Origin of the sequence: Salipiger sp. PrR003 (genome assembly GCF_010500785.1) — a bacterium.
GTDB lineage: Bacteria > Pseudomonadota > Alphaproteobacteria > Rhodobacterales > Rhodobacteraceae > Salipiger > Salipiger pacificus_A.
Genome location: NZ_JAAGOV010000098.1, coordinates 177,844 through 201,098, shown reverse-complemented (window position 1 = coordinate 201,098; position 23,255 = coordinate 177,844). Strand labels below are relative to the sequence as shown.

Here is a 23,255-nt window from a genome sequence, read left to right as displayed (position 1 = left end):
CGATTAGGCTCCCAGCGGCCGGAAAATTTCCCGGCTGATGATGTGACGCTGGATCTCGGACGTGCCGTCCCAGATGCGCTCAACGCGGGCGTCACGCCAGAAGCGCTCTATCGGCAGCTCGTCCATCAACCCCATGCCGCCGTGGATCTGCAGCGCGGCGTCGGTAACACGCGCCAGCATTTCCGAGGCATAGACCTTGGCCGAGGCGATCTCGCGGTTGGCGGGCAGGCCCTGGTCGAGGCGCCAGGCGGAGGAGAGCGTCAGCATGTCTGCGGCATCGATCTCGGTGATCATGTCGGCGATCTGGAAGCTGACACCCTGGAACTTGCCGATCGGCTGGCCGAACTGCTTGCGCTCGGCGGCGTATTGCACGGCGTGGTCGAACACCCGGCGGGCGCGGCCCACCGACATGGTCGCCACAGTGATGCGCGTGGCGTAGAGCCATTCGTTCATCACCTCGAAGCCGCCATCGACCTCCCCCAGCACCTGCGCGTCGGGCAGGCGGCAGTTGTCGAAGTAGAGGATGCAGTTCTTGTAGCCGCGGTGCGAGACCGAGTTGTAGCCCTTCGCCACCTCGAACCCCGGGGTGTCGCGGTCGACAAGGAAGCAGGTGATGCGCTTCTTGGGGCCGCGCGGGGTCTCGTCGACGCCGGTGGCGACGAAGACGATGAAGAAGTCCGCGTGATCGGCGCCGGAGATGAAATGCTTGGAGCCGTTGATCACCCAGTCGCCGCCGTCACGGGTGGCGGTGCATTTCATACCGCGCACGTCCGAGCCGGCGTCGGGCTCGGTCATCGCCAGCGCGTCCATGCGCTCGCCGCGCACGGCGGGCATCAGGTAGCGGTCGACCTGTGCGCCCTCACAGGCCATCAGGATGTTCTGCGGGCGGCCGAAGAAGTGGGTCAGCGCCATCGAGCCGCGCCCCAGCTCGCGCTCGACGAGGGCGAACTCCAGGTGCGACAGGCCCGGCCCGCCGACACTCTCGGGGAAGTTGGAGGCGTAGAAGCCGAGATCGATGCACTTCTGCTTGATCTCCTGTGCCACCTCGGCGGGCACCTCGCCGCTGCGCTCTACAGCGGCCTCATGCGGGTAGATTTCGTTCTCGACGAAGCTCCGGACGGTGGAGACGATCATCTCCTGTTCTTCGGTCAGTCCAAAATGCATGTCGGACCCTCTTGTTCTGTCGTTGGGTTGATCTGGGGTTTTGCGGGGTCTCCCGCGCCGCCGGGGCGCGGGAGGCAGGATCATCGGGCGGCGCGTTCCTTGCGCATCAGCAGCAGGGCACGGGCGATCACCAAGAGGCTCACCACGAGGATCAGCAGCACCGAGAGCGCGGCGATCGAGGGGTCGACGTTGTCACGCAGCCCCTTCCACATGCGGCGTGGCAGGGTGATGGTCTCGACCGAGGTGACGAAGAGCGTCACGCCGATCTCGTCCCAGCTGAGCAGGAAGCACAGGAAGAACGCGCCCAAGAGGCCGAAGCGGATGTTGGGCAGGATCACCCCAAAGATGCGGGTCGGCACGCTGGCACCCATGGATTGCGCGGCCAGGTCCATACGCCGGTCGATCTGGCTCAGCGACATCATGGCCACGACCACGGCACAAGGCACGATCATCCCCATATGGGCGAGGATCACGCCACCGTGGCCGCCGTAGGCGATCACTCTGTTCCACTTGGTGAGCTTCTTGAGGAAGACGTCGAGCGTCAGCGACGAGACCACGGGCGGCGCCACCATAGGCAGCAGCACCAAGCCGGTCATCCGCCCCGAGGCGCGCGCGCGCAGCATCCAGATGCCGATGCAGAAGGCGATGACCAGCGGGAGGTTGATGGCACAGCGGAATTGTCGCAACCACGTTTAGGATGTGGCGCCTAAGGCGTGGAACTTCCCTTATTCTTTCTCCGACCGAACGTGCTTCGATCTGCGTTGTGTTCACCACAATCGCCTCGCTCTTCATTCTTGCCCGTTATGGGACAAGGGTAGGGAGACGAGCACATGGACCGCAAATGAAACTTGTTGACCTGCGTGACAAATGGAATTTGTCACCCGTCGCGGCGTTGGCGAAACCTGCTCAATTCAATTCGTCTTTTCAACCAGTTACGAAACTCAGCCACGATCTCGGTTTCGAGCTTTTCCTCCGGGGTACAAAGAAAATAACCGGTTTCGGCATGCAGGGACGCCGCGAAGGGACGCATCAGCTTGCCGTCTCGCAACTCATTTCGCCACAGGACCGTGTCACCGATCGCGATCCCCTGTCCGGCCAGAACCGCCGTGTGCACGATGTTCATGTCCGAGTAGCAGATGCCGCGATGGGCGTTCTCTGTCGGCAGGCCGGAGAGCTGCATCCAGTTCTCCCAGTCGGTGAAATCGTTCATGTGTATCAACGTCGCGGCCTTGAGAATCCCGAGGTCGTTGAAGTTCTTGAACCGGCTCAGGTAGGCGGGGCTGCAGAGCGGCGTGAAGTCGACCGCCATCAACGGCTCGATCACGAGGTGCGCGCGCGGCTCCTGCCCGAAGGTGATGAAGGTATCGACCTCGGGGTTGTTGGTGTCGGCAAGATTCTGGGTGCTGATCACGTTCAGCACCACCTCGGGGTTCTCCGCCAGGAAATCACCGACATGCAGGCACAGCCAGGAGGACGCGAAGCCCGGAGGGGCGCTCACCGTCAGCCGCCCGGTCAGCCCCTGCTGCGAGACGCGCGCCGTCGAGCTGGCGATCATGCTGAGCGCGCGGCGCACGTCTTCGGCATAGGCGCGAGCCTGCGGGGTGATCTCGGTCCGGTTGCCGTGGCGCTCGAGGATCTTGAAGCCGAGGTCGGTTTCCAGCAGGCGCAGCTGATGGCTGATCGCGCTGCGGGTGACGTTAAGCTCGGCGGCGGCTCGCCAGAGCGCGCCATTGCGCGCGACGCTTTCGATGGCGCGCAGCGCCTGGATCGAGGGGAAACGTTTGATGGCGGGCCTCGCGCGGTTGAAAAACGGCCCCCGCTGCATAGCGCGGCGCAGGCGCGTGATCGAGACCTCCCGCGCTTATGGCAGGGTCACCTGCGACTTCAGGAACTCAAAGTGCCGGTCAGCCATGCCGCGGTAGGCCAGCCAGCCGTCCCCGGTGTTCTGCGCCACCGCATCCGAAAGCACCGCAAGTGGCGCGCCGGTCGAGCGCGCGAGGATCAGCGTCTGCATTGCCTTGTCGAAGAAATAGAGGTTCTCGACAGCCTGCACGACGGTCTGCCCGACGATAGTGCCCCCATGGTCGCCCATGACCGACATCTCCTTTTCGCCCAGAGAGTCCGACAGCCGTTCACCCTCCTCCCCGGCGCTGGCGATGGCGCCGAAATCCAGATCTTTGGCAGTACGGCCGTAAAAGCGCGAGGGGGTGGTGTCGATCGGGGCTGGCACCTCCAAGAGCACCTTGACCCCCGCCGGATCGCGGAGCCGGGAATCCTTGGCAACGGCCACGCCATTCGCGGAGAGACTCTATCGCCCTCGACGGTGTTGGCCCGGCAGTGCAGGAACTGCACGCCCGGCGCGAGCGCCTCGGCTGGCGTGTCGGTATGCAACTCGTGCCCCGACGCGGTATAGGCCGTGTTGGTCGGGTTGATGTGGGTCTTTGCGTCAAAGTAATCGCCGAAGAAAATCGGGCGGAGCTGACCGATCACCAACGGCGGCCTCGGTAAGGCCCGCGTCGCTGTCCGGCATGTCGGTGAGGATCACGAAGCCTTCGACCAAAAGCCCCTCGATCCATTTGGCCCTCGGAGTGGGGTCGGCCAGAAGCGCAGGCTGGCGGAAACGCGGCACGTCGGAGTCGTGGTCGCCGTACCATGCCGTGCGCTCAGGTCTGCCGGGTCGGGGCAGCGGCGCGGAGACTTGTAGGCTTTGAGCCAGCCCAGCGGGAAGCGGGTGACGCGATCCTCGCCCGCCCAGGTGATTTCCGGCTCATCGCGGTTCACCTCGGCGGTCTGCCCTCGCGGTGCGGTGTCGAAGCGCAAGATGTCAAAGCCGCGCTCGCGCGTGCCGGCGTTGAACGAGCTGGGAAAACTACGTCCCGGCGCACGGCATCGAAGGGAGCCGGCTCTAAGGCCAGACCTTCGACAATTGCGATCAGACGCCGCTGCGAAAGCGTCCGCGGCCGCGCGTCGGCGCGGACCGCGGAACACGTCGCTCACTGCTTCTTGAGCTTGGCCTGTTCCAGCGACCAGTACTCCATGTCGAAGAGATCGCGCTCGGAAATGGGAGTGAAGCGCCGGTAGGCCTCGGCGGCGTTCACCACACGGCAGGTCTGCTCGAAGAGATCCCCCGCGATGCGTGCGGCCTTCATGTTCGCGCCGACCCCGAAGATGCCTGCGCCCGGCACAAGGATGACGCGCGGCAAGGGGTCGAGCATGACCTTTTCTTCGGCTGCGTGGGGCGCATTGCGCTCAAAGTAAGCGCGGTATTCCGCGGCGAACCCGTCGAGCGCGGCGTCGATCTCCTCGCGCGTGGCGCCCGCCTGGAGCAACATGCCGAAGGGTTTCAGCCGGATCACGTGGTCGGGGGTCACCGTACCGCGTCGCGCGAGCTCCGGCAGGTCGTCACGCCCGAGATAGGCGCGGATCGCGGGGGTCGAGCGGAAGTCGAGGGCCGGCTCATCGCCAAGCGCGTCGCGCGCGACGAGCGCGTCGGCAAGGTCGCGAACCAGCGCTTCGGGTGCCGTGCGGTCGGTGTCTTCCGGGGCCGGAACGGTGATGCCGCGGGCGGCGAGATACTCCTCGGCCATGGTGACGAACTCGATCATCAGCTCGTAACTCTCCCGCGCAGTCTCGGCGAAGGTGAAGAGCCCGTGCTGCGCCAGCCAGAGCCCGTCAACCGAAGGATCTCGCGCCAGCGCGTCCTTGCAGGCGTGGCTCAGATCGTAGCCTGGCATCACGTAGGGCACCCAGCCGACCCGTCCGCCGAAGATCTCCTGCACCACCGGCTCCATGTCGGCCTGGTCGGCCAGCACCAAGATCGCCGTCGCATGGGTGTGATCGACAAAGGCATGCGGCATGTAGGCATGCAGCAGGGCCTCGACCGAGGGATTGGGCGCGGAGGGATCGAGCAGGTGGCTGCGCAGGAAGGCGACCATGTCCTCGTCCGACATGCGCGGCACGTCGCGCGTCTCGAGCAGCGGCGCGAGGCGCATGGCCGGCAGGCCCGGCGCCTCGATGTCTCCAAGATCCCAGCCGGATCCCTTGACGTGGATCACCGTGCCCTCTGCCGCCGGGATCTTCACCGACGTATTGCCGCCCCCGTGCAGCACAAGGTCCGGATCCTGCCCGATAAGCCGCGAGGTGTAGACCCGCAGACCCAGCGCGGCGGGCTCCCCCCGGGCCTCGGACTCGGCCCCGAAGGCCTCTGCTTGCTTGTCGTTCCAGCGGCTTAGCATCTCGGTTCTCCTTCTCATGGACCGGGGGCGCCGCAAGCGCCCCCGGATGGTCTGTGGCCGGAGCGGCCTCAGAAGTCGTAGTTGTCGATGTTCTCGGCGTTGAAAACGGTGCGTTCGGGCAGCAGGATGATGCCATTGCCCTCGGCCTCGTAGTCGTAGCCCTGCACCGCGTTCGGCGAGACCTCGACCGGGCCGATGCCCGGCACGTCGATGCTGTCACCCACGTTGAGCGGGCCGTCCTTCAGCACATGCGCCGCCACCGCGACCGAGATCGCCCCTTGCTGTGTCACGTCCCAGAGGCCGAACCGCTCGACCGTGCCGCGCTTGACGTAGGGGCGCATCACGTTCGGTGTCGAGAAGCCCACGATGGTCACCTCGCCGGCGCGGTCCAGATTCTCGGCCGCCTGCGCCGATGCCGGGAGCGCGTTGGCGTCGGGCGCGATGATCGCGTCAAGATCGGGATAGGCGCCAAGGATGCTCTCGGCGGTCTGCAACGATTTCTGCGCGTCGTTGTAGCCATATTGCGTGGTCACGATCTCCCAGCCCGGGTGCTCCGCGGCGATCTTTGCCTTTGCGGCCTCGGCCCAGGCGTTCTGGTCGGTCACGGTCGGCGAAGAGTAGAAGAAGGCGACCTTGGCCTTTTCCTTGCCGGCGAGCCCGTCATTCGCCATGTCCACGAGCAGCCCGCCAAGCTGGTCCGGCGTGCCCTGGTTGATGTAGTAGGAGCGGCACTCGGGGTTCACGTCGCTGTCCCAGGTCATCACCAGCACGTCGCGGGCCATCGCCTGCTTGAGCGCCGGGCAGAGGCCGTCGGGCGAGACCGACGAGAGCACGATCGCGCCGTAGCCCTGGTTGACGAAGTTGTTCACGAACTGCACCTGCCCCGAGACGCTGGGCTCGGTCGGGCCGTCATAGGTCACGTTGACTCCAAGCTCGTCGCCCATGGCCATCGCCCCGTTCCCACCCGAGGTGAAGAAGCCCACCCCGACCAGTTTCGGGATAAAGGCGATGTCTTGGGCGCTCGCGACGTTGGCGGCCATCAGGCCAGCCGCAACCGTACCAAGCAGCGTCAGGGATTTACGCATGGTGTTTCCTCCTCCATTGAAACAAGTGCCCGGGGTCAGTGCGTCTGCCGCGAGCGGACCGGTAAGAAATCCCGAAGCAGCTCAGCGCCGTGGCGCAGGGCGACTACGAGGACCAGCAGCGCCCCGGACAGCGCGCTGGAAATCTGACTGGGCACACCGCTCATCTGCAGGCCCTGCTGCAGGTAGCCGATGATGAACGTGGCGATGATCGTGCCCAGCACCGAGCCCTGGCCGCCGTAGATCGAGGCGCCTCCGAGCACGGCCGCAGTGATCGCCGGCAGCAGCGTTGCGCTGCCGAGATCGACCCGGGCCGAGCCGAAATAGGCCGATAGCATGAGCCCCGCGAGCGCCGCGGCAAGGCCGGTCAGCACGTAGGTCACCAGCTGCACACGGAAGACAGGCATGCCCGAATGGCGCGCAGCGTGCTCGTTCTGACCGACCTGGAACACCAGCCGTCCGAACCGCGTCAGGTGCAGCAGGACCAGCAGCAGCGCGGCAAAGCAGAGAAACACGAAGAGCGGCATCGGCAGGCCCAGCACCTGTGCGTATCCAAGTGCGGTGAACCCGGCGGGAAAGCCGCCGATGCCTTCGTAGCCACTGGCGCCGACCAGCCCCGAGAGCACGGTTGCCGCGCCCGAGAACATGTAGAGCGAGCCCAGCGTCACCACCAGCGGCTGCAGCCGCGTGAGCCGGATCACCACCGCGTTCAGCAGTCCTGCGGCTGCACCGGTGGCAAAACCCACCAGCAGCGAGAGCGGCAGCGGCAGCCCGAAGAAGTTGGCGATGCCAAACGTGATCGCAGCAAGCCCCACGGTCGAGGCGAAGCTCACGTCGATCCCTCCGGCGATGATCACCAGGGTCAGCGGCACGGCGACGATGCCCACCTGCACGAAGTCCGAGGTCCCGAACAGCAGCGACGCGGGCCGCAGGAAGCGCGGGTTGATCATCCCGAAAATGGCGAGCTCGGCCAGCAGCACCGCGAAGAGCAGCACTTCCCAGCGCATCAAGTGGCGTTTCATGCGGCATCCTCCAGGTCGCTGAGCGGGGCGATCTTGTGGCTCGAGCGGCGGTAGCGCGCGGCCCGGTCACGGGCCTCGAGCGCGATGCGCAGCCGGCCGTCGATCAGCAAGACGGTCAGCAGCATGCCGCCGCCGATGAGGTCGTTCCAGTAGGCGGGGATCTTGAGGAACACGAGCGAGGTGTCGATGGAGGTGAAGAAGATCACCCCGATGACCACGCCCGCCACGGTCCCCACGCCGCCAAGCAGGCTGATCCCGCCGAGCACCAGCGCGGCGATGGCGCGCAGTTCGATGCCGCTGCCGGCCTGGTTTGGCACAAAACCGATCTGCGCGGCGAACGTGATCCCGGCCAGCGCGTACATCGCGCCGCCCCAGGCGAAGCAAAGGAACTCGATGCGCTTCACCGGCAGCCCGAGGTGGCGCGCCGCGGCGCGGTTGTCGCCGACGACCTTGACCCAGCCGCCGCGGCGCGAGCGCAGGAACAACCAGAGCAGCACGATAACACCCGCGGCGACCAGCCCCATGACCGACAGGCCCGCGACCGACTTGGCGCCGAGCGCCTTCAGCGCCTCGGGAAGCTCCTCGATCCACTCCCCGCCGGTGGCGATCAGCATCACCCCGCGGAAAAGCCCGAGCGTGCCGAGCGTCGCCACGATCGAGGGCACGCCGAGCAGCGCCACCAGCGCGCCGCTGAGCGCCCCGGCCATCACCCCGACACCAAGCGCCGCGCCGCAGGCGAGCGGCAACGCGACGCCGGCGTTGAGCGTCAGACCCAGGGTCACCGCCGAGAGCCCGAGCACCGAACCGCCAGACACGTCGATGTTGCGGGTCAGGATGATCGGGAAGATCCCCAGCGCCACCAGCATCAGCACCAGACCGTTGGACCAGATGATGCTCGCGGTGCGCGCCGACAGGAAGCCCGGCGCGGCGGCGCCGACCGCCAGCAGCACGGCCAGCGTGACGAAGAAGAGCGTCGCGACACGGTCGCGGGCGATGCGTTCAAGCATGTGCGGCCTCCCCGGCCTCGAAGGCAAGCTGTGCGATGTCGTCGGTGCTGGAGCCGGCGGGCAATTCTCCCGCGAAATGGCCCCCCGCCATCACCGCGATCCGGTCCGAAAGGCGCAGCACCTCATCGAAGTCGGACGAGATCAGCAGCACCGCGGTGCCGGTCTCGGCGAGCTCCTCGATGATGCGGTAGATGTCGTTGCGCGCGCCAACGTCGACGCCCCGTGTCGGCTCGTCGAGGATCAGCACCCGCGGCGCCGCGGCCAGGCATTTCGACAGCAGGACCTTTTGCTGGTTGCCGCCCGACAGGCTGCCGACCGGCTGGTCGGGTCCGGCGCAGCGGATGCCCAGCGACTTACGGTACGCTGCGAAACGGCGGCGTTCCTGCCCGGGCCGCAGCAGGAAGGGCAGCCGGTCGTGCACCAGCGACGAAGTGTTCCAGTAGAGCGGCGCCTCGAGGAAGAGCCCGTATTGCTGCCGGTCCTCGGAGAGGTGCACCACCCCCGCCTTCACCGCCGCCCCCGGCCCCTTGGCTTTGAAGTCTCGGCCTTCGAGCGTGACCCGCCCGCCGCTGCGCGGGCGCAGCCCAACCAGCGTCTCGGCCAGTTCCGTGCGCCCCGCACCGACGACGCCGGTCAGCCCGAGGATCTCTCCCGCGCGCAACGACAGCGAGATGTCGACGAAGCCCTCGCCGCTCAGCCCCTCGAGGGACAGCACCGGCGCGCCGGTGATCTCGCGCTGCCGTTCGCGCGCATCGAGCGCGGTGACGCCCGGGCTCATGGCAGCAAGTATATCGGCGTCGGGGCTCGCGCTCATCCGCTCGCTCAGCACAACGTAGCCGTCACGCAGCACTGTGATCCTGTCGGAGACCGCGCGCAGCTCGTGCAGCTTGTGGGAAATGAAGACAAGCCCGTGCCCTTCGGCGCGCAGCGCACGCATGTGGCCGAACAGCGTCTCTACCTCGTGCGGCGTCAGCGCCGAGGTCGGCTCGTCGAGGATCAGCACCTTGGCCTCGCGCAGCAGCCCGCGCAGGATCTCGACGATCTGCCGGTCGGCGATTTCCAGCGTCGCGGCCTTGGAATCCGGCGACAGCGAAACGCCGAGCTGGGCAATCAGCTCCTCGACCCGCGCGCGGTAGGCACCGGCGGGCTTCGGCATGCCGACGCAGATATTCTGGAGCACCGACTGGTTGGGGAAGATATGCGCTTCCTGCGGAACGAGGTAGAGACCCATTGCCTGGGCCTGCGCGGGAGTCGCGGGCGAGAGCGGCGCGCCGCCGAGCCGGACTTCGCCGCCCGATGCGGACACGAGCCCCGCGAGAATCTTCATCAGCGTCGACTTGCCCGCACCGTTGCCCCCCAGCAGCGCATGAACCTCGCCGGAGCGGATCGTGAAATCGACCGCCTTCAGCACGGGGACGCCCGCGTAGCTTTTCGACACGGACTTCAATTCCGCGAGAACAGTTTCCATGACGCCTCCTCACCGATGCCGAGCGCGAGACGACCATCAGCTGATGTTCATTTGCACTCGCCTACATCATTTGTGCAATCATGCCATGTCGTGTCAATCTGAATCTGCGCATTTATTGGACCTAATCGCCACATATTTGGGCAGTTGACTTGATCAAATATTTGATGAAGAACTATTATGATCTCGCTTGCAGCCCGCAGGAAAGGACCCGCCCGATGATGGAACAGCCTCAGAGCGCCACCGACGATGCCCTCATGGCGCGCGTGGCCTGGCTCTATTACAACGATGGGCTGACCCAGAGCGAAGTCGGCGACATCCTCAACATCTCTCGCATAAAGGTCTCGCGCCTGCTCGACGCCGGGCGCAGCTCTGGACTCATCCAAGTGCGGATCAACTCGCGCCAGCAGGGTTGCCTAGAGCTCGAGACCCGGATGCGGCAACAGTTCGACCTGAGCGACTGCCGGGTGATTCCCGAAAGCTCGGTCGCAGATGTGAACCTGCGCGTGGGGCAGGCCGCCGCCCAGTACCTGATGCAGAAGCTGGCCCCGGGCGAGACGCTGTCGGTCGGGTGGGGCGAGACCATCACCCATTCGATCCGCATGCTGGGCCACACAGCGCAGGAGCGCGGCATTGGCCTCTATTCGCTCACTGGCGGCGTGCAGACCTACGTCGAGGGGATGCGCGAGGCGAACTGGCATCGCAACATCAACATCATCCCGGCGCCGCTGGTGGTCTCGACGCCCGAACTCGCGCGCGCGCTCATGCAGGAGCCGTCCATCGCCGCGCTCATGGCGCAGGCGCTCGAGGCGGACTACAAGCTGGTTGGCATCGGCGGGCTGAGCGAGAGCGCGACGGTGGTGACGCAGGGCTACATCCCGGCGGGCGAGATCGATCCGCTGCGCCGGGGCGGCGCGCGCGGCGACATCCTCTGCCGTTTCTACGACCGTCGCGGGCAGGACATCGGCGTGCCGCTGCACGACCGGGTGGTCGGCGTCGACCTCGAACAACTGCGCGCCTCGGACCGGGTGATCGGCGCGGCGGGAGGGCCGAGCAAGACCGGTCCGATCCTCTCGGCCCTGCGCGGCGAAATCCTCGACATCCTGATCACCGACGAGCCGACCGCGCTCGCCCTTCTCGACGCGGCGGAGGCCTGAGCATGCCCTACTTCCTTGCTTTCGATGCCGGCACCGGCAGCGGCCGCGCCGTGCTCTTCGACGACACCGGCGCCGAGATCGCGGCCTCCGGACAGGAATGGTGGCACGCCACCGACCCCCGCTTCCCCGGCTCGATGGATTTCGACACCGCCGGCAACTGGGCCGCGCTGGCGCGCTGCTGCCGCGAGGTGATCGCGGCAAGCGGGATCGACCCCACCGAGATCCGCGCGGTTAGCGCCACCGCCATGCGCGAAGCCTTCGTGCTGCATGACGCCAGCGGCGCCGAAATCTGGGCCTGCGCCAACGTTGATGCCCGCGCGGGTGACGAGGTGCGCGAGCTTAAGCGGGCCCACCCCGGGCTCGAGGCAGAGATCTACGCGCGCTCCGGCCAGACCTACGCGCTTGGCGCCCTGCCCCGTCTCGCCTGGCTGCGCCGCCACGCGCCGGAAACGCTCGACCGCGCGCGCAGCCTCACCATGCTCTCGGATTGGATCCTCTACCGGCTCTCGGGCGAGCTGACGCTCGAGCCCTCGAACGGCGGCACCACGGGCCTGCTTGATCTGCGGACCCGCGCGCCGCTGACCGGGGCACTGGAAACCGTTGGCCTGCCCACCGATCTCTTTCCCCGCGGCGTCACCACCGGCGAGGTCATTGGCAAGGTCCATGCCGCTGCCGCGGCCGAAACCGGTCTGGCCCCCGGCACGCTGGTCGTCGCCGGCGGCGGCGACTGCCAGACCGGCGCGCTTGGACTCGGCATCGTGCACGAGGGAGACTGCGCGGTGCTGGGCGGGACCTTCTGGCAGCAGGTGGTGAACGTGCCCCTGTCGCTCACCGATCCGAGCATGACGCTACGCATCAACCCGCACATGGTTGCCGGGCTCAACCAGGCCGAGGCGATCAGCTTCTTCACCGGCGCGGTCATGCGCTGGTTCCGCGACGCCTTCGGCAATGGCAAAGGCTACGCGGCGCTCGAGGCCGACTCGATGGCCGTGCCGCCCGGCGCTTATGGGATCATCCCGATTTTTTCCGACGTCATGCGCTACGGCGACTGGTTCCACGCCGCGCCTTCACTGCTCAACCTCTCGCTCGACGCGGCCGCCTCGGGTCCCGCCGCGATCTTCCGCGCGCTGCAGGAGAACGCGGCCATCGTCGCGCGGCGGAACCTCGAGGCCGTCTTTGCCCTCACCGGCCACCGGCCCGAACGCTTGGTCTTCGCCGGCGGCGCCGCGAAATCCGCCCATTGGTCGCAGATCCTTGCCGATGTCACCGGGCTGACGGTGGTCACGCCGCAGGTGACCGAGGCCACCGCGCAGGGCTGCGCCTCGGCGGCGGCGACCGGTGCTGGCCATTTTGCCTCGCTCGCCGAGGCGGGCGGTGCCTGGACGCGGATCGAACGGACCTTCACCCCCGATACGGCGCTGCGGCCGCTCTACGACGAGGCCGGCGAGCGATGGGCCAAGGCCTATGCCGCGCAGCGCCAGCTCGTACTTGACGGTACCACCACCTCGATGTGGCAGGCGCCCGGCATCTGAGGCTTCCCATTCCACTCACAAAGGACAAGGTCATGCTGATCCAACTCGTCAACATCAAGGTTCAGGAAGGCACGCGCGACACCTTCCTCAAGGCTTTCACTCTGAACTGCGAAGGCACGCGCAAGGAGCCGGGCAACCTGCGCTTCGACCTGCTGCACGACCCCGCAGACGAGAACAACTTCTACGTCTACGAGATATTCGAGAGCGAGGCCGCTCTGGACGAGCACCGCAAGACCCCGCACTACCAGACCTGCGTGTCAATGATCGATCCGATCACCCTCGGCGGACGCAGCAAGACCTACTTCTCGCCGGTGCTGATCCAGGACCAGGCGCCCGCCTGAGCCCGCAGCCGCGCCGATCGTCGAGCCGTGCCGCCGTCCTTGCGACGGCGCCGGCTTGTCCCGCATGGGAAGGGCACCCACTATCTGCGCAAGAAGGTCGCGAGACTTGGCACGCGCACCCATCACATGTGCCTAATGCGACAGCCGCCTGAGGAACCGCTGCAGCCGCTCGTCCTTGGGTGCGCCGAAAATCTGTTCCGGCGTGCCTTCCTCGACAATCTTGCCGCCGTGCATGAAGATCACCCGGTTGGCAATCTCGCGGGCGAACTGCATCTCGTGCGTGACGATCAGCATTGTCTGGCGACGCGCGGCGACGCGGCGCATGAGGTCGAGCACCTCACCCACCCATTCCGGGTCAAGCGCCGAGGTCGGCTCGTCGAAGAGCATGAGCTCGGCGCCGATCGCCATCGCCCGGCCGATGCCGACGCGCTGCTGCTGTCCGCCCGAGAGGCTCGCGGGGTAGCTGTCCGCCTTCTCGGCAAGGCCGGTCTCGGCCAGCACCTCGAGCGCACGCCGCTCGGCCTCGGCCGGCGGGCGGCCCTGCACGGTGACCAGCGCCTCCATGATATTTTCCTTCGCGGTCTTGTTGGCAAAGAGCGCGTAGTTCTGGAAGACGAAAGCCGAGCGGCGGCGCAGGGCGAGGATTTCGGCCCTGGTCGCACGGGCGGCGTCGAGCGTCACCTCGCCGATGGTGATCCGCCCCGCATCGGGATGGTCGAGGAAGTTGAGGCAGCGCAGCAGCGTCGACTTGCCGGTCCCCGAGGGGCCGATGATCACCACCCGCTCGCCCGGCGCGATGTCAAGATCGATTGCATCAAGCACCGCAGTGCCGTTGAAAGTCTTGCTGAGACCGCGGATGGAAATCATCGTGCATACGCCTTGTTCAGATAGACCTCGAGCCGCTTCTGCCCCTGGCTCAGCAACTCGACCATGGCCCAGTACATCAACGCCACGACGAGGAAGGCCTCGAAATAGAGGAAGCTGCCCGCCGCCTCTTTCTGCGCCGCGCCCATCATCTCGGTGACGCCAAGGGTGAAGGCCAGCGAGGTGCCCTTGATCATGTCGATGAAGTAGTTGACCAGCGTCGGCGCCGCCACCCGGGCGGCCTGCGGCAGGATGATCCGCCGCATCATCTGCAGCTGGGTCATGCCGATGGACTGTGCCGCCTCCCATTGGCTGCGGTCGACGCCGAGGATCGCCGCGCGGATCGTCTCGGCCATGTAGGCGGAGAAGTGCAGCGTCAGCCCCATGATCGCGGCGGTGACCCCGTTGATGCTGGTCAGGAAGCTCATCACCTGCGGCAGCCCGTAGTAGAAGAGGAAGAGCTGCACCAAGAGCGGCGTGCCGCGGAAGAAGCTGATGAACAGCACAACCGCCCAGTCGATCCAAGGCAGGCGGAACACCCGCTCCACCGCCAGCAGCGAGGCGAGGATGAGCGCCAGGACCATCCCCGCCGCCGCCATACCCAGCGTCAGCGGCACGTAGCCCAGGATAACGGGGACCAGCCCCAGCATGTAGTCGAGGTCCAGTCCCCGCATGGGTTCACTCCGGGCTGGTGATGTCGGTGCCGAACCACTTCTGCGAGATCTCGGTCAGCGTGCCGTTCTCGCGCAGGGTGGACAGCGCCGCGTCCACCTCGTCGCGCAACGCGGTGCCGGCCGCGTCGTTGCGGAAGGGCAATGCGTTGTGGATCTCCGAAAAGGGCTTGCCGGCCAGCGCCAGCGGCAGCGGGCTTTCCTGGATCAGCTGCGCCGAGGAGACGCGGTCCATCACGAAGGCATCGACCCGACCCAGCGCGGTGTCCTGCGCGATGTTGGATTCGTAGGTCTTGATCTCCACTTCGTCGGCGAAGGGCAACTCGCGCAGCAGCTGCTCGAAGTTCGAGCCGAGGTTCACAGCGACGGTACGCCCGCGCAGGTCTTCGACGCTGGTGATCTCGTCATTGCCCTCGCGCACCACCACCTGCGCCCCGTCGTAGACATAGGGCTGGGTGAAGGCGAACTTGGCCTCGCGCTCGGGGGTGATGGTGATCTGGTTGGCAATCGTGTCGATGCGGCCCGCGTCGAGCGCGCCGACGAGACCCGAGAAGGACATGGTCTCGAATTCCACGTCGAGGCCGGTCTGCGCGCCGACGGCGTTCATGACATCAACCTCGAAGCCCTGCAGCACGTCCTGCTTGACGAAGGTGAAGGGGAAATAGCCGCCCGACATGCCCACCCGCAGGGTCTGGGCCTCTTGCGCCATGGCGCTGCCTGCGAGCCCGGCGGCGAGAATTGTGGCGGTGGCGATAGACTTGAGCATCTTGGCAACTCCTTTGAATTAGGGGCACTAGGTGTCTTCCCGGGTCGCGAGGATCAATGGGTCCACAAAGAAAAGGTCCCTGTCTCGAGGTGACGCTCGTCTTGCGGAACGTCGTTCCGTCTTATCCGCCCCGGAAAGAATGCCCGTTTGCCCCGGGTCCGTCGATGGGGTTGGTGCAGCTGTCGCTTTCCCGCCCCTGCGGCAAGAGATTTCCGGGGGGAGACGCGATGACGGTCAGGCGCCGGTCCGGGAGAGTTTCTCCGACAGCCATTCGAGAAAGACCGCGAGCCGTCGCAACCCCGACGTGCGGGTAAGATAAAGCGCGGTGATCTCCAGCGGGTCTGCCAGCAGGCGATCGGGAAAGAGCGACACCAGCCGCCCCGCCGCGATATCCTCGGCCACCATGAACTCCGAAAGGCGCGCAATCCCCATGCCGCCAAGGATGAGGCTGCGCACCGCCTCGCCATTCTCGGCGTAAACCGAGGCGGGGACGTCAACTGGCCCGGAAAGCCCCTCGAAGTGCAGGCCGTTGATGTGCGACGGCGCGGTGAAGCGCACCTGCCGGAGCTGCCCAAGCGCCTCGGGCCTGTCGGGCCAGCCTGCGCGGTCAAGATAGGACGGAGCCGCGACCAGACGCCATGGCGTGCGTCCGAGCGGCCGCTGCAGCACCTCGCTGTCAGCCAATCGCCCGAAGCGGATCGCCACATCCGCATGACTGTCGATCAGGTCGACGAGGCGATCGGTCATGTCGAGAGTGACCTCCACCTCGGGAAACCGCGCGTGGAACTCGGCCAGCTGCGGCGCGATCACGTGCAGAACGAAGCCCGCCGGGGCATTCACCCGCAGCGGACCTCGCGGTGCACGCCCCTGCGCCGCGAGATCGGCCAGCGACTCGGTCCGGGTGACGATGTCCTGTGCCGCCACGAGCAGGTCGCGCCCCTCAGCGGTCAGTTCGATCGCGCGGGTACTCCGGCGCAGCAAGGTGGCGCCGAGTTGCAGCTCGAGGCGGGTCACCGCCCGGCTCAGCGTCGAGGGAGCCACGCCAAGATGCCTGCCGGCCTCGGCGAAGCCCCCGGCCTCGATCACCTTAACAAAGGTCGCAAGGTCTCGGGTCTGCGGTAATTCGTGCATCAAGCGCAACGGGCCTTTGCCAACCTGTCTGTTCACGCAAAAGCCTAGCGCGGCCATCTTCGCGGCGAAAGTGGTAACAGGAGCCTCCCATGCCCTTAGCTCTCTGGGCGCTGACGATCAGCGCCTTCGCCGTCGGCACGACCGAGTTCGTGATCGTTGGCCTCATCCCGACCATCGCGGCGGACCTCGGCGTATCCCTGCCCTCGGCCGGCCTTCTGGTCAGCCTCTATGCGCTTGGCGTGACCATCGGCGCGCCGGTGCTGACCGCGCTTGCCGGGCGCCTGCCGCGCAAGACGCTGCTGCTGTCGCTGCTGGTTCTGTTCATCGCCGGCAATGCCTTCGCCGCCTTTGCGCCCGGGTACGACAGCCTGATCGCCGCGCGCTTTCTGACGGGTCTCGCGCATGGTGTCTTCTTCGCCATCGCCTCGACCATCGCTACGGACCTCGTTGATCGCGAGAAGGAAAGCTCCGCGATCGCGCTGGTCTTTCTGGGCCTGACCGTCGCGCTGGTCACCGGTGTGCCGCTCGGCACCTGGATTGGTCAGAACTTCGGGTGGCAGGCGAGCTTCCTCGGCGTGGTCGTTCTGGGCGTGATCGGGCTGATCGCCTCGGCGCTGCTTGTGCCCGGCACGCTGCGCCGGCGCCCGGTGCCGCGCCTGAGCGCTCAGGCAAAGGTGCTGACCTCGCCACGGCTGCTGCTCGTCTACCTGATCACCGCGGTCGGCTACGGCGGAAATTTCATCGCCTTCACCTACCTTGCCCCGATGCTGAGCGAGGTGACCGGGCTCGGCGCGGGCGCGGTGAGCCTCGTCATCCTGCTCTACGGCGCTTCGGTCGCGGTCGGCAACATCATCGGCGGCAAGTTGGCGGACCGCATGGGCGCGGTGCGCGCGCTGACGCTGATCTTCATCGGGCTGTCGGCGGTCTTGCTGGCGCTCGGCCTGACGCTCTCGTCGCCTGCGGCGGCCATCGCGGTGATCGCAGTCTGGGGCGGCTTCGCCTTCGCCAACGTGCCTCCGCTGCAGGTCTATACCGTGCAGATCGCCCGCGAGGTTGCGCCCGATGCGGTCGACGTGGCCTCGGGTCTCAATATCGGCGCCTTCAACCTTGGCATCGCGCTTGGCGCATGGACGGGCGGGCTCGTCGTCGCGGGCAGCGGCCTTGCCGCGGCACCCCTGCTCGGCGCTGCGGTCGTCTTCGTCGGCGTGCTTCTGACCCGGCTCTCCGGGCGTCTCGACCGGACGGCCTCCCCTCTTCCAGCAGAATAGGAGGACTTGTCCCATGACCATTGGACACATTGGGCGCGCCGGATTCCCCGCGCTTGGCCTCGGCACCGTCCGCATGGCGCCCGGCGAAGCGCGCGACTTCCTTGGCGGCGGAGCCGCAGGGCCGCATCGTCTCGCCCGAGGGGCTGGCACCCGATTGGGACTGACGCGCTAAATCTGCAAGGTCCGACCCGCCCCGGCGCGTTCGGGGCGGGCGTGCGCGCGATGTCATCTGGGTCCGGGACGTGGAGCGCGACAAGCGACCTCTGCAGGTGCTCCCGCTCGCGGGACGCGAGCATGTTCCATCTAGAGCGTTCATTTATATACATATAATTGATATGTAGTTTGATACGATTATTGAATTTGATTCATCGTACCAAATTGTCTATGACTGATTCATCTTGGACCGTGGGGTGGAGGCGCTACGGTCGGTCAGCCGCCGAGGTTGACATGGAGGAGACAGCCGTGAGCGAATTCGCACTGCCTGAGACCCTGGGAGCCGATGCGCGCCCTCTGAAGGCGTCCGAGGCTCTTGACACGCTGGGCCGGCGCATCGTCGCCGGCACGTACGAGGTCGAGGGCACGCTGCCGGTCGAGGCCAGTCTGATGGACGATCTGGGGATCAGCCGCACCACCCTGCGCGAGGCAATCCGCACGTTGGTCGCGCTCGGGCTGGTCGAGGTGCGGCCGCGGATCGGCACCCGGGTGCTGCCGCGCAAGCACTGGAACCTGCTCAATCGCGATGTGCTGCGCTGGATGATGCCGAGCGAAGGCTTCAACGTCGAGCTGATGGGCTCGATCGACGAGGCGCGCGAGGTGTTCGAACCCGCCGCCGCGGCGATGGCCGCCGAGCGCGCCAGCCGCAGCGCGATCACCGCGATCCGCGTCGCCTACGACAAGATGGAGGCCGCCGCCGACAGCGGTGATGCCGTGGCCGCGATCCGCGCCGACCGCGAGTTCCATCTGGCGATCCTCGCCTCGACCGGCAACCCGATCATCGAGGCCTTCGACACCGCCATCGACGCCGTGCTCGGGCAACTGTTCCGGGTCGCCATCGAGATGCATATGGAGAATTTCCGCAACAACCTGGTCAATCACCGCAACGTTCTTGACGCCATCGAGCGCAAGGACGCGGCGACCGCCCGACAGGCGATGCTCGACACCATCTGGTTCACGCGTCGCCACTTGGAAAGGCACAAGCTTACCAAGACATTCAGCTAAACGGAGGAGACCTCATGCTGAAGAAAATGACGTTCGCGAGCATTGCCCTGCTCGCGGCGGCCGGCACCGCCATGGCCGAATACCCCGAAAAGCCGATTACCATGATCGTGCCGTGGAACGCCGGCGGAGGCACCGATGCCGTCGCGCGGATGCTGGCCAAGGGGCTGGAAGCCGAGCTTGGAACCAATGTCGCGGTCGTGAACCGCTCGGGCGGCGCCGGTGTCGTCGGCCACAACGCCATGGTGACCGCGCCGACCGACGGCTACACCATCGGCTTCGCGACCGCCGAGATGGTGACCTACTACTGGACCGGCAACGCCGAGTTCACCGACGAGGACTTCACGCCGATCAGCTTGGTGAATTTCGACAGTGGTGCCTTCCACGTGGCCGCAGGCAGCGACTGGGAAACCGTCGGCGACGCCGTCGAGGCAATCAAGAATGCGCCCGCCGGCACCTTCAAGATGTCCGGCACCGCCGTCGGCGCGGCCTATCACCTTGCCTTCGCCGGCTTCCTGCAACAGCAGGGCGTCGACCCGCTGAAGGTCACGATGGTGCCCTCGCAGGGCGCTGCCCCCGGCTTTCAGGAACTGGCTGCCGGAGGCGTGCAGATCATCCCGTCGTCGCTGCCCGAGGGCAAGACCATGATGGATGCGGGACGCTCCAAGGCACTGGCCGTCTTCGCCGACGAGCGCAACACGGCCTTCCCGGACGTGCCCACCGCCGCCGAACAGACCGGCACCCCCTACTCGGGCGGCACCTGGCGCGGCGTCGTCGGCCCCAAGGACATGGATCCCGAGGCCGCGGCCAAGCTCGAAGCCGCCGTGAAGACCATCTTCGACAGCGAAGAGTTCCAGTCCTTCATGGCGCAGCAGGGCTTTGGCGCTCGCTACCTCGACGCCGCGGAGTTCACTGACTTCCTCGACGAGACGCAGCAGAGCGTCGGCGAGGTCATGAACGCCATCGGCCTCGCGCAACGCGGCAGCTGAGGAGAGTAGGGATGCGGCTTCCGGATATCTGGACCGGGCTTGGCTTCGCGATACTCGGGATCTTCGTGGTCCTGCAGGCGCAGGGCTTTCCCGAACCTGCGGGGGCCGCATCCCCGCGGCTCTTCCCGCGCATCGTCGGCTCGGGCTTCGTGCTCTTCGGCCTGCTGATCGCGGGGCGCAGTCTCGCGGCACGGATGCAGGGCGCCGAGGTGCGGCTCCTCCCCGAGGTCGAGGATTGGATGCGCAGCCCCAAGCGGCTGGCGCGGATCCTCTTCATCCCGCTGGCAATCGTGCTCTATGGCCTGCTTGCGCCCGTGCTCGGCTCGCTGCCGGTCTCGGTGGTGCTGGTCCTTGTCAGCGCCCTGCTCTGGGACGAGCGACCGATTGCGGCCGCCGTCGTTTCTATCGCCGTCTGTCTCGTGGTCACGCTCTTCTTCATCGAGGTGATGCGTGTGCCCCTGCCCACCGGGCCCTTCCCCGGCTCCCTGTTCTGAAGCGACCCGCATGGATGTCCTGATTTCCGCCTTTCACATGGTCTTTAGCCTCGACGTGCTGGGAGTGATCGTGCTCGGCTCGGCCTTCGGCCTTTTCGTCGGCGCGACCCCGGGCCTCAGCGCGACCATGGCGGTGGCGCTGCTGGTGCCGGTGACCTTTTTCCTCTCGCCGGTGGCGGCGATCGGCGCCATCGTCTCCTGTTCGGCCATGTCGATCTTCGCCGGCGACATTCCCGGGGCGCTGCTGCGCATCCCCGGCACCCCGGCCTCGGCCGCCTACATGCGCGAACTCGATGCGCTGAACCGCATGGGTCGGCTGGATCTCGCGCTCGGCACGTCGATGATGGTGGCGGTGATCGGCGGGCTAATCGGCACAGCGGTTCTCGTGCTCGCCGCACCGCAACTGGCCGAGGTGGCGCTGCTTTTCTCGACCTACGAATATTTCTGGCTGGCGCTGCTCGGCCTGTCCTGCGCCACGCTGGTCGCCGGGCGCGACCGTCTCAAGGGCACGGTGTCGCTGCTGCTGGGCCTGTTCCTGACGATGATCGGCCTCGACGTGACGACCGGCCTGCCGCGCTACACCTTCGGGCTGATCGACCTGCAGGCCGGGGTTTCGCTGATCGCGGTGATGATCGGCGCCTTCGCGGTGGCCGAGATCCTGCGCTCGGCGCAGCACCCGCTCGTCACCCCGCAGAAACCCGCAAAGGCCGGGCTGTCGATCTTGCGCGGACAGCCCCGCAATCTCTGGACCCACAAGGGCGCGGTGGCCCGCGGCAGCCTGATCGGCACGCTGATCGGCGCGCTGCCCGGTGCAGGTGCCGACATCGCCGCCTGGATCGCCTACGCGATCAGCCAGAAGGTCTCGAAGAAGGCCGACAATTACGGCAAGGGCGAGCCCGAGGCCATCGCCGGGGCCGCCTCGGCCAACAACGCGGCGCTCTCGGGAAGCTACGTGCCGGCGCTGGTCTTCGGCATCCCCGGCGACTCGATCACCGCGATCGTTGTCGGCGTGCTGGTGCTCAAGGGCATCCAGCCGGGGCCGATGGTCTTCATCACCTCGCCCGAGCTCGTCAACGCGATCTACATCGTCTTCGTGCTGGCGAACCTACTGATCATCCCGCTTGGCCTCTTGGCCATCATCGGCGGGCGGCAACTGCTCGGCGTGCGCATGGGCAAGCTCTATCCCTCGATCCTGCTGCTCTGCATCCTCGGCACCTTTGCCACGAACAATTCGCTCTTCGATCTGTGGACGCTCGCCGCCGTTGGCGTGCTGGTCTGGATCATGGAGGCGAATGACTATCCCGCCGCGCCGCTGGTGCTGGGCCTCGTGCTCGGCCGGGTCGTGGAGGAGAATTTCATGTCCAGCATGATCAAGGCGGATGGCAACCTGCTCGCCTTCTTCGAACGCCCCATCGCCGGGGTACTGGGCGTGATCACGCTGCTGGTCTGGCTCGCACCGCCGGCGGTGTCCCTGCTGCGCCGCCTCTCCGGGCGCGGCAGATCCGACCGAAGCTCTCTCGCCAAACAAGGGAAATCCTGATGTATGCCTCAATGAAAGGCTCGACCCATCCGCTCGCCGTTCCCGAGATTGCCGAAATGGCAATCCCCGAGGACGAACGGGTCTGGGTGCCGCAGGCGCCGGACGTGTGGTTCCGCCCGCTCCTGCTCAACACGATGGCCGGGCAGTGGTGCAACCTGCTGCGGGTGCGCAAGTCCGGCGTGCTCAGCAAGCACCTGCACCCCGCCCCGGTCACCGGCTACGTGATCAAGGGCCGCTGGCACTACCTCGAGCATGACTGGGTGGCCGAGACCGGCTCCTTCGTCTTCGAACCACCGGGCGAGATCCACACCCTGACCGTGCCCGAGGATTGCGAAGAAATGATCACCTTCTTCAACATCCAAGGGTGCATGTACTACGTCGACGAGGACAACAAGCACGTCGGCTTCGAGGACGTGTTCACCAAGATCGACATGTGCCGCAAGCACTACGAAGACGTCGGGCTCGGCGCGAGCTACCTCGACCAGTTCATCAGATGACCAAGATGGAAAGAAGCGACATCCCCACCCTCGGTGGCGAATGGGCGGCGCCTTTCCTCGAAGGCCGCTCGGTCCTCGTGACCGGCGGCACCTCGGGGATAGGTTTCGGCATCGCGCTCGGATTCGCCCGGGCCGGGGCGCGGGTCACCGCGACGGGGCTCACCGACAGAGAGGCCGCGGCGGCGACCGCCAAGGCGAAAGAGCTCGGGCTCGGCGGGACCCTGAGCTTTGAGCTGCTCGACGTGCGCGACGGCGCAGCGGTGACCGAGGTCATCGGCGCGCAGGCCGATCTTTACACGCTGGTCAACTGCGCCGGGCTGATCCGCCGCGGCGCTGAACTCGAGCCCGCGGTCTTCGAGCAGGTCATCGACGTCAACCTCAACGGCTCGATGCGTTGCGCCCATGCCGCGCATGACGCGCTGGCGCGCACGGGCGGCAGTGTGATCAACACCGCCTCGATGCTGTCGTTCTTCGGCGGCGGGCTGGTGCCAGGCTACTCGGCGTCGAAGGGCGGCATTGCGCAGCTCACCAAATCGCTCGCCATCGCCTGGGCCAAGGACGGAGTCCGGGTGAATGCCATCGCTCCGGGCTGGATCCGCACACCGCTGACCGCCGATCTTCAGGACGACGAGGCGCGCGCACGTACCATTCTCGGACGCACGCCGATGGGCCGCTGGGGCGAGCCGGGCGATCTGGCGGGCCCCGCCATGTTCCTCGCCACCCCGCTGGCGGGGTTCATGACCGGCACGGTCATCCCCATCGACGGCGGCTATGCGATCGCCTGATCGCGACCTGGAAAGCTGAGCAGGAGGAAG

Annotated in this window: 24 protein-coding genes; 11 read left to right on the top strand and 13 right to left on the bottom strand. The window is 66.6% G+C overall.

The features are described from left to right. Window positions 1-3: 3 nt before the first annotated feature. The 9 genes from G0D83_RS29160 to lsrA all read right to left on the bottom strand — a co-directional run bounded on the left by G0D83_RS29160 (window position 4) and on the right by lsrA (window position 9,978). On the bottom strand, window positions 4-1,164 hold the full coding sequence (locus G0D83_RS29160) for an acyl-CoA dehydrogenase family protein (RefSeq protein WP_164198002.1): 1,161 nt from the start codon (window positions 1,162-1,164) through the stop codon (window positions 4-6). An 80-nt stretch (window positions 1,165-1,244) separates the two neighbouring features. After that, complete coding sequence (locus tag G0D83_RS29155; RefSeq protein ID WP_235940335.1) at window positions 1,245-1,850, bottom strand: ABC transporter permease; 606 nt, start codon at window positions 1,848-1,850, stop codon at window positions 1,245-1,247. A gap of 191 nt (window positions 1,851-2,041) precedes the next feature. Beyond that, entirely contained in the window at window positions 2,042-2,989 is a 948-nt protein-coding gene (locus G0D83_RS29150) for a LysR substrate-binding domain-containing protein (RefSeq protein WP_164198000.1), read from the bottom strand. 36 nt (window positions 2,990-3,025) lie between these two features. Further along, window positions 3,026-3,454: a hypothetical protein gene (locus G0D83_RS32905; RefSeq protein WP_370457343.1), complete on the bottom strand. Its 429-nt coding sequence runs from the start codon at window positions 3,452-3,454 to the stop codon at window positions 3,026-3,028. A 703-nt stretch (window positions 3,455-4,157) separates the two neighbouring features. Beyond that, on the bottom strand, window positions 4,158-5,399 hold the full coding sequence (locus tag G0D83_RS29140; RefSeq protein WP_164197998.1) for a class II aldolase/adducin family protein: 1,242 nt from the start codon (window positions 5,397-5,399) through the stop codon (window positions 4,158-4,160). 68 nt (window positions 5,400-5,467) lie between these two features. Continuing rightward, window positions 5,468-6,484, bottom strand: a complete 1,017-nt coding sequence (lsrB, locus tag G0D83_RS29135; RefSeq protein ID WP_164197996.1) for an autoinducer 2 ABC transporter substrate-binding protein LsrB — start codon at window positions 6,482-6,484, stop codon at window positions 5,468-5,470. Window positions 6,485-6,519: 35 nt separating this feature from the next. Then, window positions 6,520-7,503 (bottom strand): autoinducer 2 import system permease LsrD, encoded by a 984-nt coding sequence (locus G0D83_RS29130; RefSeq protein ID WP_108970176.1) that lies wholly within the window; start codon window positions 7,501-7,503, stop codon window positions 6,520-6,522. Next, entirely contained in the window at window positions 7,500-8,510 is a 1,011-nt protein-coding gene (locus G0D83_RS29125; RefSeq protein ID WP_164197995.1) for an autoinducer 2 ABC transporter permease LsrC, read from the bottom strand. The genes G0D83_RS29130 and G0D83_RS29125 overlap by 4 nt, the downstream gene beginning before the upstream one ends. Further along, the gene (lsrA, locus tag G0D83_RS29120; protein ID WP_164197993.1) at window positions 8,503-9,978 is read right to left on the bottom strand and encodes an autoinducer 2 ABC transporter ATP-binding protein LsrA; all 1,476 of its coding nucleotides are present in this window, start codon (window positions 9,976-9,978) and stop codon (window positions 8,503-8,505) included. The genes G0D83_RS29125 and lsrA overlap by 8 nt, the downstream gene beginning before the upstream one ends. 215 nt (window positions 9,979-10,193) lie before the next feature. Between lsrA and G0D83_RS29115 the strand changes: the two genes are divergently transcribed. From G0D83_RS29115 to G0D83_RS29105, 3 genes are read left to right on the top strand one after another with little or no spacing between them, the layout of a single operon-like run. Beyond that, the gene (locus G0D83_RS29115) at window positions 10,194-11,132 is read left to right on the top strand and encodes a sugar-binding transcriptional regulator (protein ID WP_164197991.1); all 939 of its coding nucleotides are present in this window, start codon (window positions 10,194-10,196) and stop codon (window positions 11,130-11,132) included. A 2-nt stretch (window positions 11,133-11,134) separates the two neighbouring features. Next, entirely contained in the window at window positions 11,135-12,664 is a 1,530-nt protein-coding gene (lsrK, locus tag G0D83_RS29110; RefSeq protein WP_164197989.1) for an autoinducer-2 kinase, read from the top strand. Window positions 12,665-12,696: 32 nt separating this feature from the next. After that, window positions 12,697-13,005 carry an antibiotic biosynthesis monooxygenase gene (locus G0D83_RS29105; RefSeq protein ID WP_108970181.1) on the top strand — a complete coding sequence of 103 codons (309 nt, stop codon included), beginning with the start codon at window positions 12,697-12,699 and terminating at the stop codon, window positions 13,003-13,005. Window positions 13,006-13,137: 132 nt separating this feature from the next. On the opposite strand, the gene G0D83_RS29100 is transcribed toward G0D83_RS29105, so the two are convergent. The 4 genes from G0D83_RS29100 to G0D83_RS29085 all read right to left on the bottom strand — a co-directional run bounded on the left by G0D83_RS29100 (window position 13,138) and on the right by G0D83_RS29085 (window position 16,437). Continuing rightward, the gene (locus tag G0D83_RS29100; RefSeq protein WP_164197987.1) at window positions 13,138-13,872 is read right to left on the bottom strand and encodes an amino acid ABC transporter ATP-binding protein; all 735 of its coding nucleotides are present in this window, start codon (window positions 13,870-13,872) and stop codon (window positions 13,138-13,140) included. Further along, on the bottom strand, window positions 13,869-14,543 hold the full coding sequence (locus G0D83_RS29095) for an amino acid ABC transporter permease (protein WP_108970183.1): 675 nt from the start codon (window positions 14,541-14,543) through the stop codon (window positions 13,869-13,871). Before G0D83_RS29095 ends, G0D83_RS29100 begins: the two co-directional genes overlap by 4 nt. A 4-nt stretch (window positions 14,544-14,547) precedes the next feature. Beyond that, a complete protein-coding gene (locus tag G0D83_RS29090; RefSeq protein ID WP_164197985.1) occupies window positions 14,548-15,306 on the bottom strand; it encodes an amino acid ABC transporter substrate-binding protein in 759 nt (252 codons plus the stop codon). Window positions 15,307-15,540: 234 nt separating this feature from the next. Next, the gene (locus tag G0D83_RS29085) at window positions 15,541-16,437 is read right to left on the bottom strand and encodes a LysR family transcriptional regulator (RefSeq protein WP_164197983.1); all 897 of its coding nucleotides are present in this window, start codon (window positions 16,435-16,437) and stop codon (window positions 15,541-15,543) included. 89 nt (window positions 16,438-16,526) lie between these two features. Between G0D83_RS29085 and G0D83_RS29080 the strand changes: the two genes are divergently transcribed. The 8 genes from G0D83_RS29080 to G0D83_RS29045 all read left to right on the top strand — a co-directional run bounded on the left by G0D83_RS29080 (window position 16,527) and on the right by G0D83_RS29045 (window position 23,225). Continuing rightward, window positions 16,527-17,705, top strand: a complete 1,179-nt coding sequence (locus G0D83_RS29080) for an MFS transporter (RefSeq protein ID WP_164197981.1) — start codon at window positions 16,527-16,529, stop codon at window positions 17,703-17,705. Window positions 17,706-17,718: 13 nt separating this feature from the next. Continuing rightward, window positions 17,719-17,877 carry a hypothetical protein gene (locus G0D83_RS29075; RefSeq protein ID WP_164197979.1) on the top strand — a complete coding sequence of 53 codons (159 nt, stop codon included), beginning with the start codon at window positions 17,719-17,721 and terminating at the stop codon, window positions 17,875-17,877. A 290-nt stretch (window positions 17,878-18,167) separates the two neighbouring features. Continuing rightward, window positions 18,168-18,923 carry a FadR/GntR family transcriptional regulator gene (locus G0D83_RS29070; RefSeq protein WP_159099691.1) on the top strand — a complete coding sequence of 252 codons (756 nt, stop codon included), beginning with the start codon at window positions 18,168-18,170 and terminating at the stop codon, window positions 18,921-18,923. A gap of 14 nt (window positions 18,924-18,937) precedes the next feature. After that, window positions 18,938-19,909, top strand: coding sequence for a tripartite tricarboxylate transporter substrate binding protein (locus tag G0D83_RS29065; RefSeq protein WP_164197977.1), 972 nt, complete (start codon window positions 18,938-18,940; stop codon window positions 19,907-19,909). An 11-nt stretch (window positions 19,910-19,920) separates the two neighbouring features. Continuing rightward, window positions 19,921-20,403 (top strand): tripartite tricarboxylate transporter TctB family protein, encoded by a 483-nt coding sequence (locus tag G0D83_RS29060; protein WP_164197975.1) that lies wholly within the window; start codon window positions 19,921-19,923, stop codon window positions 20,401-20,403. 10 nt (window positions 20,404-20,413) lie between these two features. Then, entirely contained in the window at window positions 20,414-21,943 is a 1,530-nt protein-coding gene (locus G0D83_RS29055) for a tripartite tricarboxylate transporter permease (protein WP_164197973.1), read from the top strand. After that, complete coding sequence (locus tag G0D83_RS29050; protein ID WP_235940341.1) at window positions 21,943-22,440, top strand: 2,4'-dihydroxyacetophenone dioxygenase family protein; 498 nt, start codon at window positions 21,943-21,945, stop codon at window positions 22,438-22,440. Before G0D83_RS29055 ends, G0D83_RS29050 begins: the two co-directional genes overlap by 1 nt. Window positions 22,441-22,445: 5 nt before the next feature. Continuing rightward, a complete protein-coding gene (locus tag G0D83_RS29045; protein ID WP_164197971.1) occupies window positions 22,446-23,225 on the top strand; it encodes an SDR family NAD(P)-dependent oxidoreductase in 780 nt (259 codons plus the stop codon). The last annotated feature ends 30 nt before the right edge of the window (window positions 23,226-23,255 follow it).

Coding starts and splice junctions, on each gene's coding strand:
- G0D83_RS29160 (WP_164198002.1), bottom strand. CDS start 1,164: ATGCATTTTGGACTGACCGAAGAACAGGAGATGATCGTCTCCACCGTC.
- G0D83_RS29150 (WP_164198000.1), bottom strand. CDS start 2,989: ATGCAGCGGGGGCCGTTTTTCAACCGCGCGAGGCCCGCCATCAAACGT.
- G0D83_RS29140 (WP_164197998.1), bottom strand. CDS start 5,399: ATGCTAAGCCGCTGGAACGACAAGCAAGCAGAGGCCTTCGGGGCCGAG.
- lsrB (WP_164197996.1), bottom strand. CDS start 6,484: ATGCGTAAATCCCTGACGCTGCTTGGTACGGTTGCGGCTGGCCTGATG.
- G0D83_RS29130 (WP_108970176.1), bottom strand. CDS start 7,503: ATGAAACGCCACTTGATGCGCTGGGAAGTGCTGCTCTTCGCGGTGCTG.
- G0D83_RS29125 (WP_164197995.1), bottom strand. CDS start 8,510: ATGCTTGAACGCATCGCCCGCGACCGTGTCGCGACGCTCTTCTTCGTC.
- lsrA (WP_164197993.1), bottom strand. CDS start 9,978: ATGGAAACTGTTCTCGCGGAATTGAAGTCCGTGTCGAAAAGCTACGCG.
- G0D83_RS29115 (WP_164197991.1), top strand. CDS start 10,194: ATGATGGAACAGCCTCAGAGCGCCACCGACGATGCCCTCATGGCGCGC.
- lsrK (WP_164197989.1), top strand. CDS start 11,135: ATGCCCTACTTCCTTGCTTTCGATGCCGGCACCGGCAGCGGCCGCGCC.
- G0D83_RS29105 (WP_108970181.1), top strand. CDS start 12,697: ATGCTGATCCAACTCGTCAACATCAAGGTTCAGGAAGGCACGCGCGAC.
- G0D83_RS29100 (WP_164197987.1), bottom strand. CDS start 13,872: ATGATTTCCATCCGCGGTCTCAGCAAGACTTTCAACGGCACTGCGGTG.
- G0D83_RS29095 (WP_108970183.1), bottom strand. CDS start 14,543: ATGCGGGGACTGGACCTCGACTACATGCTGGGGCTGGTCCCCGTTATC.
- G0D83_RS29090 (WP_164197985.1), bottom strand. CDS start 15,306: ATGCTCAAGTCTATCGCCACCGCCACAATTCTCGCCGCCGGGCTCGCA.
- G0D83_RS29085 (WP_164197983.1), bottom strand. CDS start 16,437: ATGCACGAATTACCGCAGACCCGAGACCTTGCGACCTTTGTTAAGGTG.
- G0D83_RS29080 (WP_164197981.1), top strand. CDS start 16,527: ATGCCCTTAGCTCTCTGGGCGCTGACGATCAGCGCCTTCGCCGTCGGC.
- G0D83_RS29075 (WP_164197979.1), top strand. CDS start 17,719: ATGACCATTGGACACATTGGGCGCGCCGGATTCCCCGCGCTTGGCCTC.
- G0D83_RS29065 (WP_164197977.1), top strand. CDS start 18,938: ATGCTGAAGAAAATGACGTTCGCGAGCATTGCCCTGCTCGCGGCGGCC.
- G0D83_RS29060 (WP_164197975.1), top strand. CDS start 19,921: ATGCGGCTTCCGGATATCTGGACCGGGCTTGGCTTCGCGATACTCGGG.
- G0D83_RS29055 (WP_164197973.1), top strand. CDS start 20,414: ATGGATGTCCTGATTTCCGCCTTTCACATGGTCTTTAGCCTCGACGTG.
- G0D83_RS29050 (WP_235940341.1), top strand. CDS start 21,943: ATGTATGCCTCAATGAAAGGCTCGACCCATCCGCTCGCCGTTCCCGAG.
- G0D83_RS29045 (WP_164197971.1), top strand. CDS start 22,446: ATGGAAAGAAGCGACATCCCCACCCTCGGTGGCGAATGGGCGGCGCCT.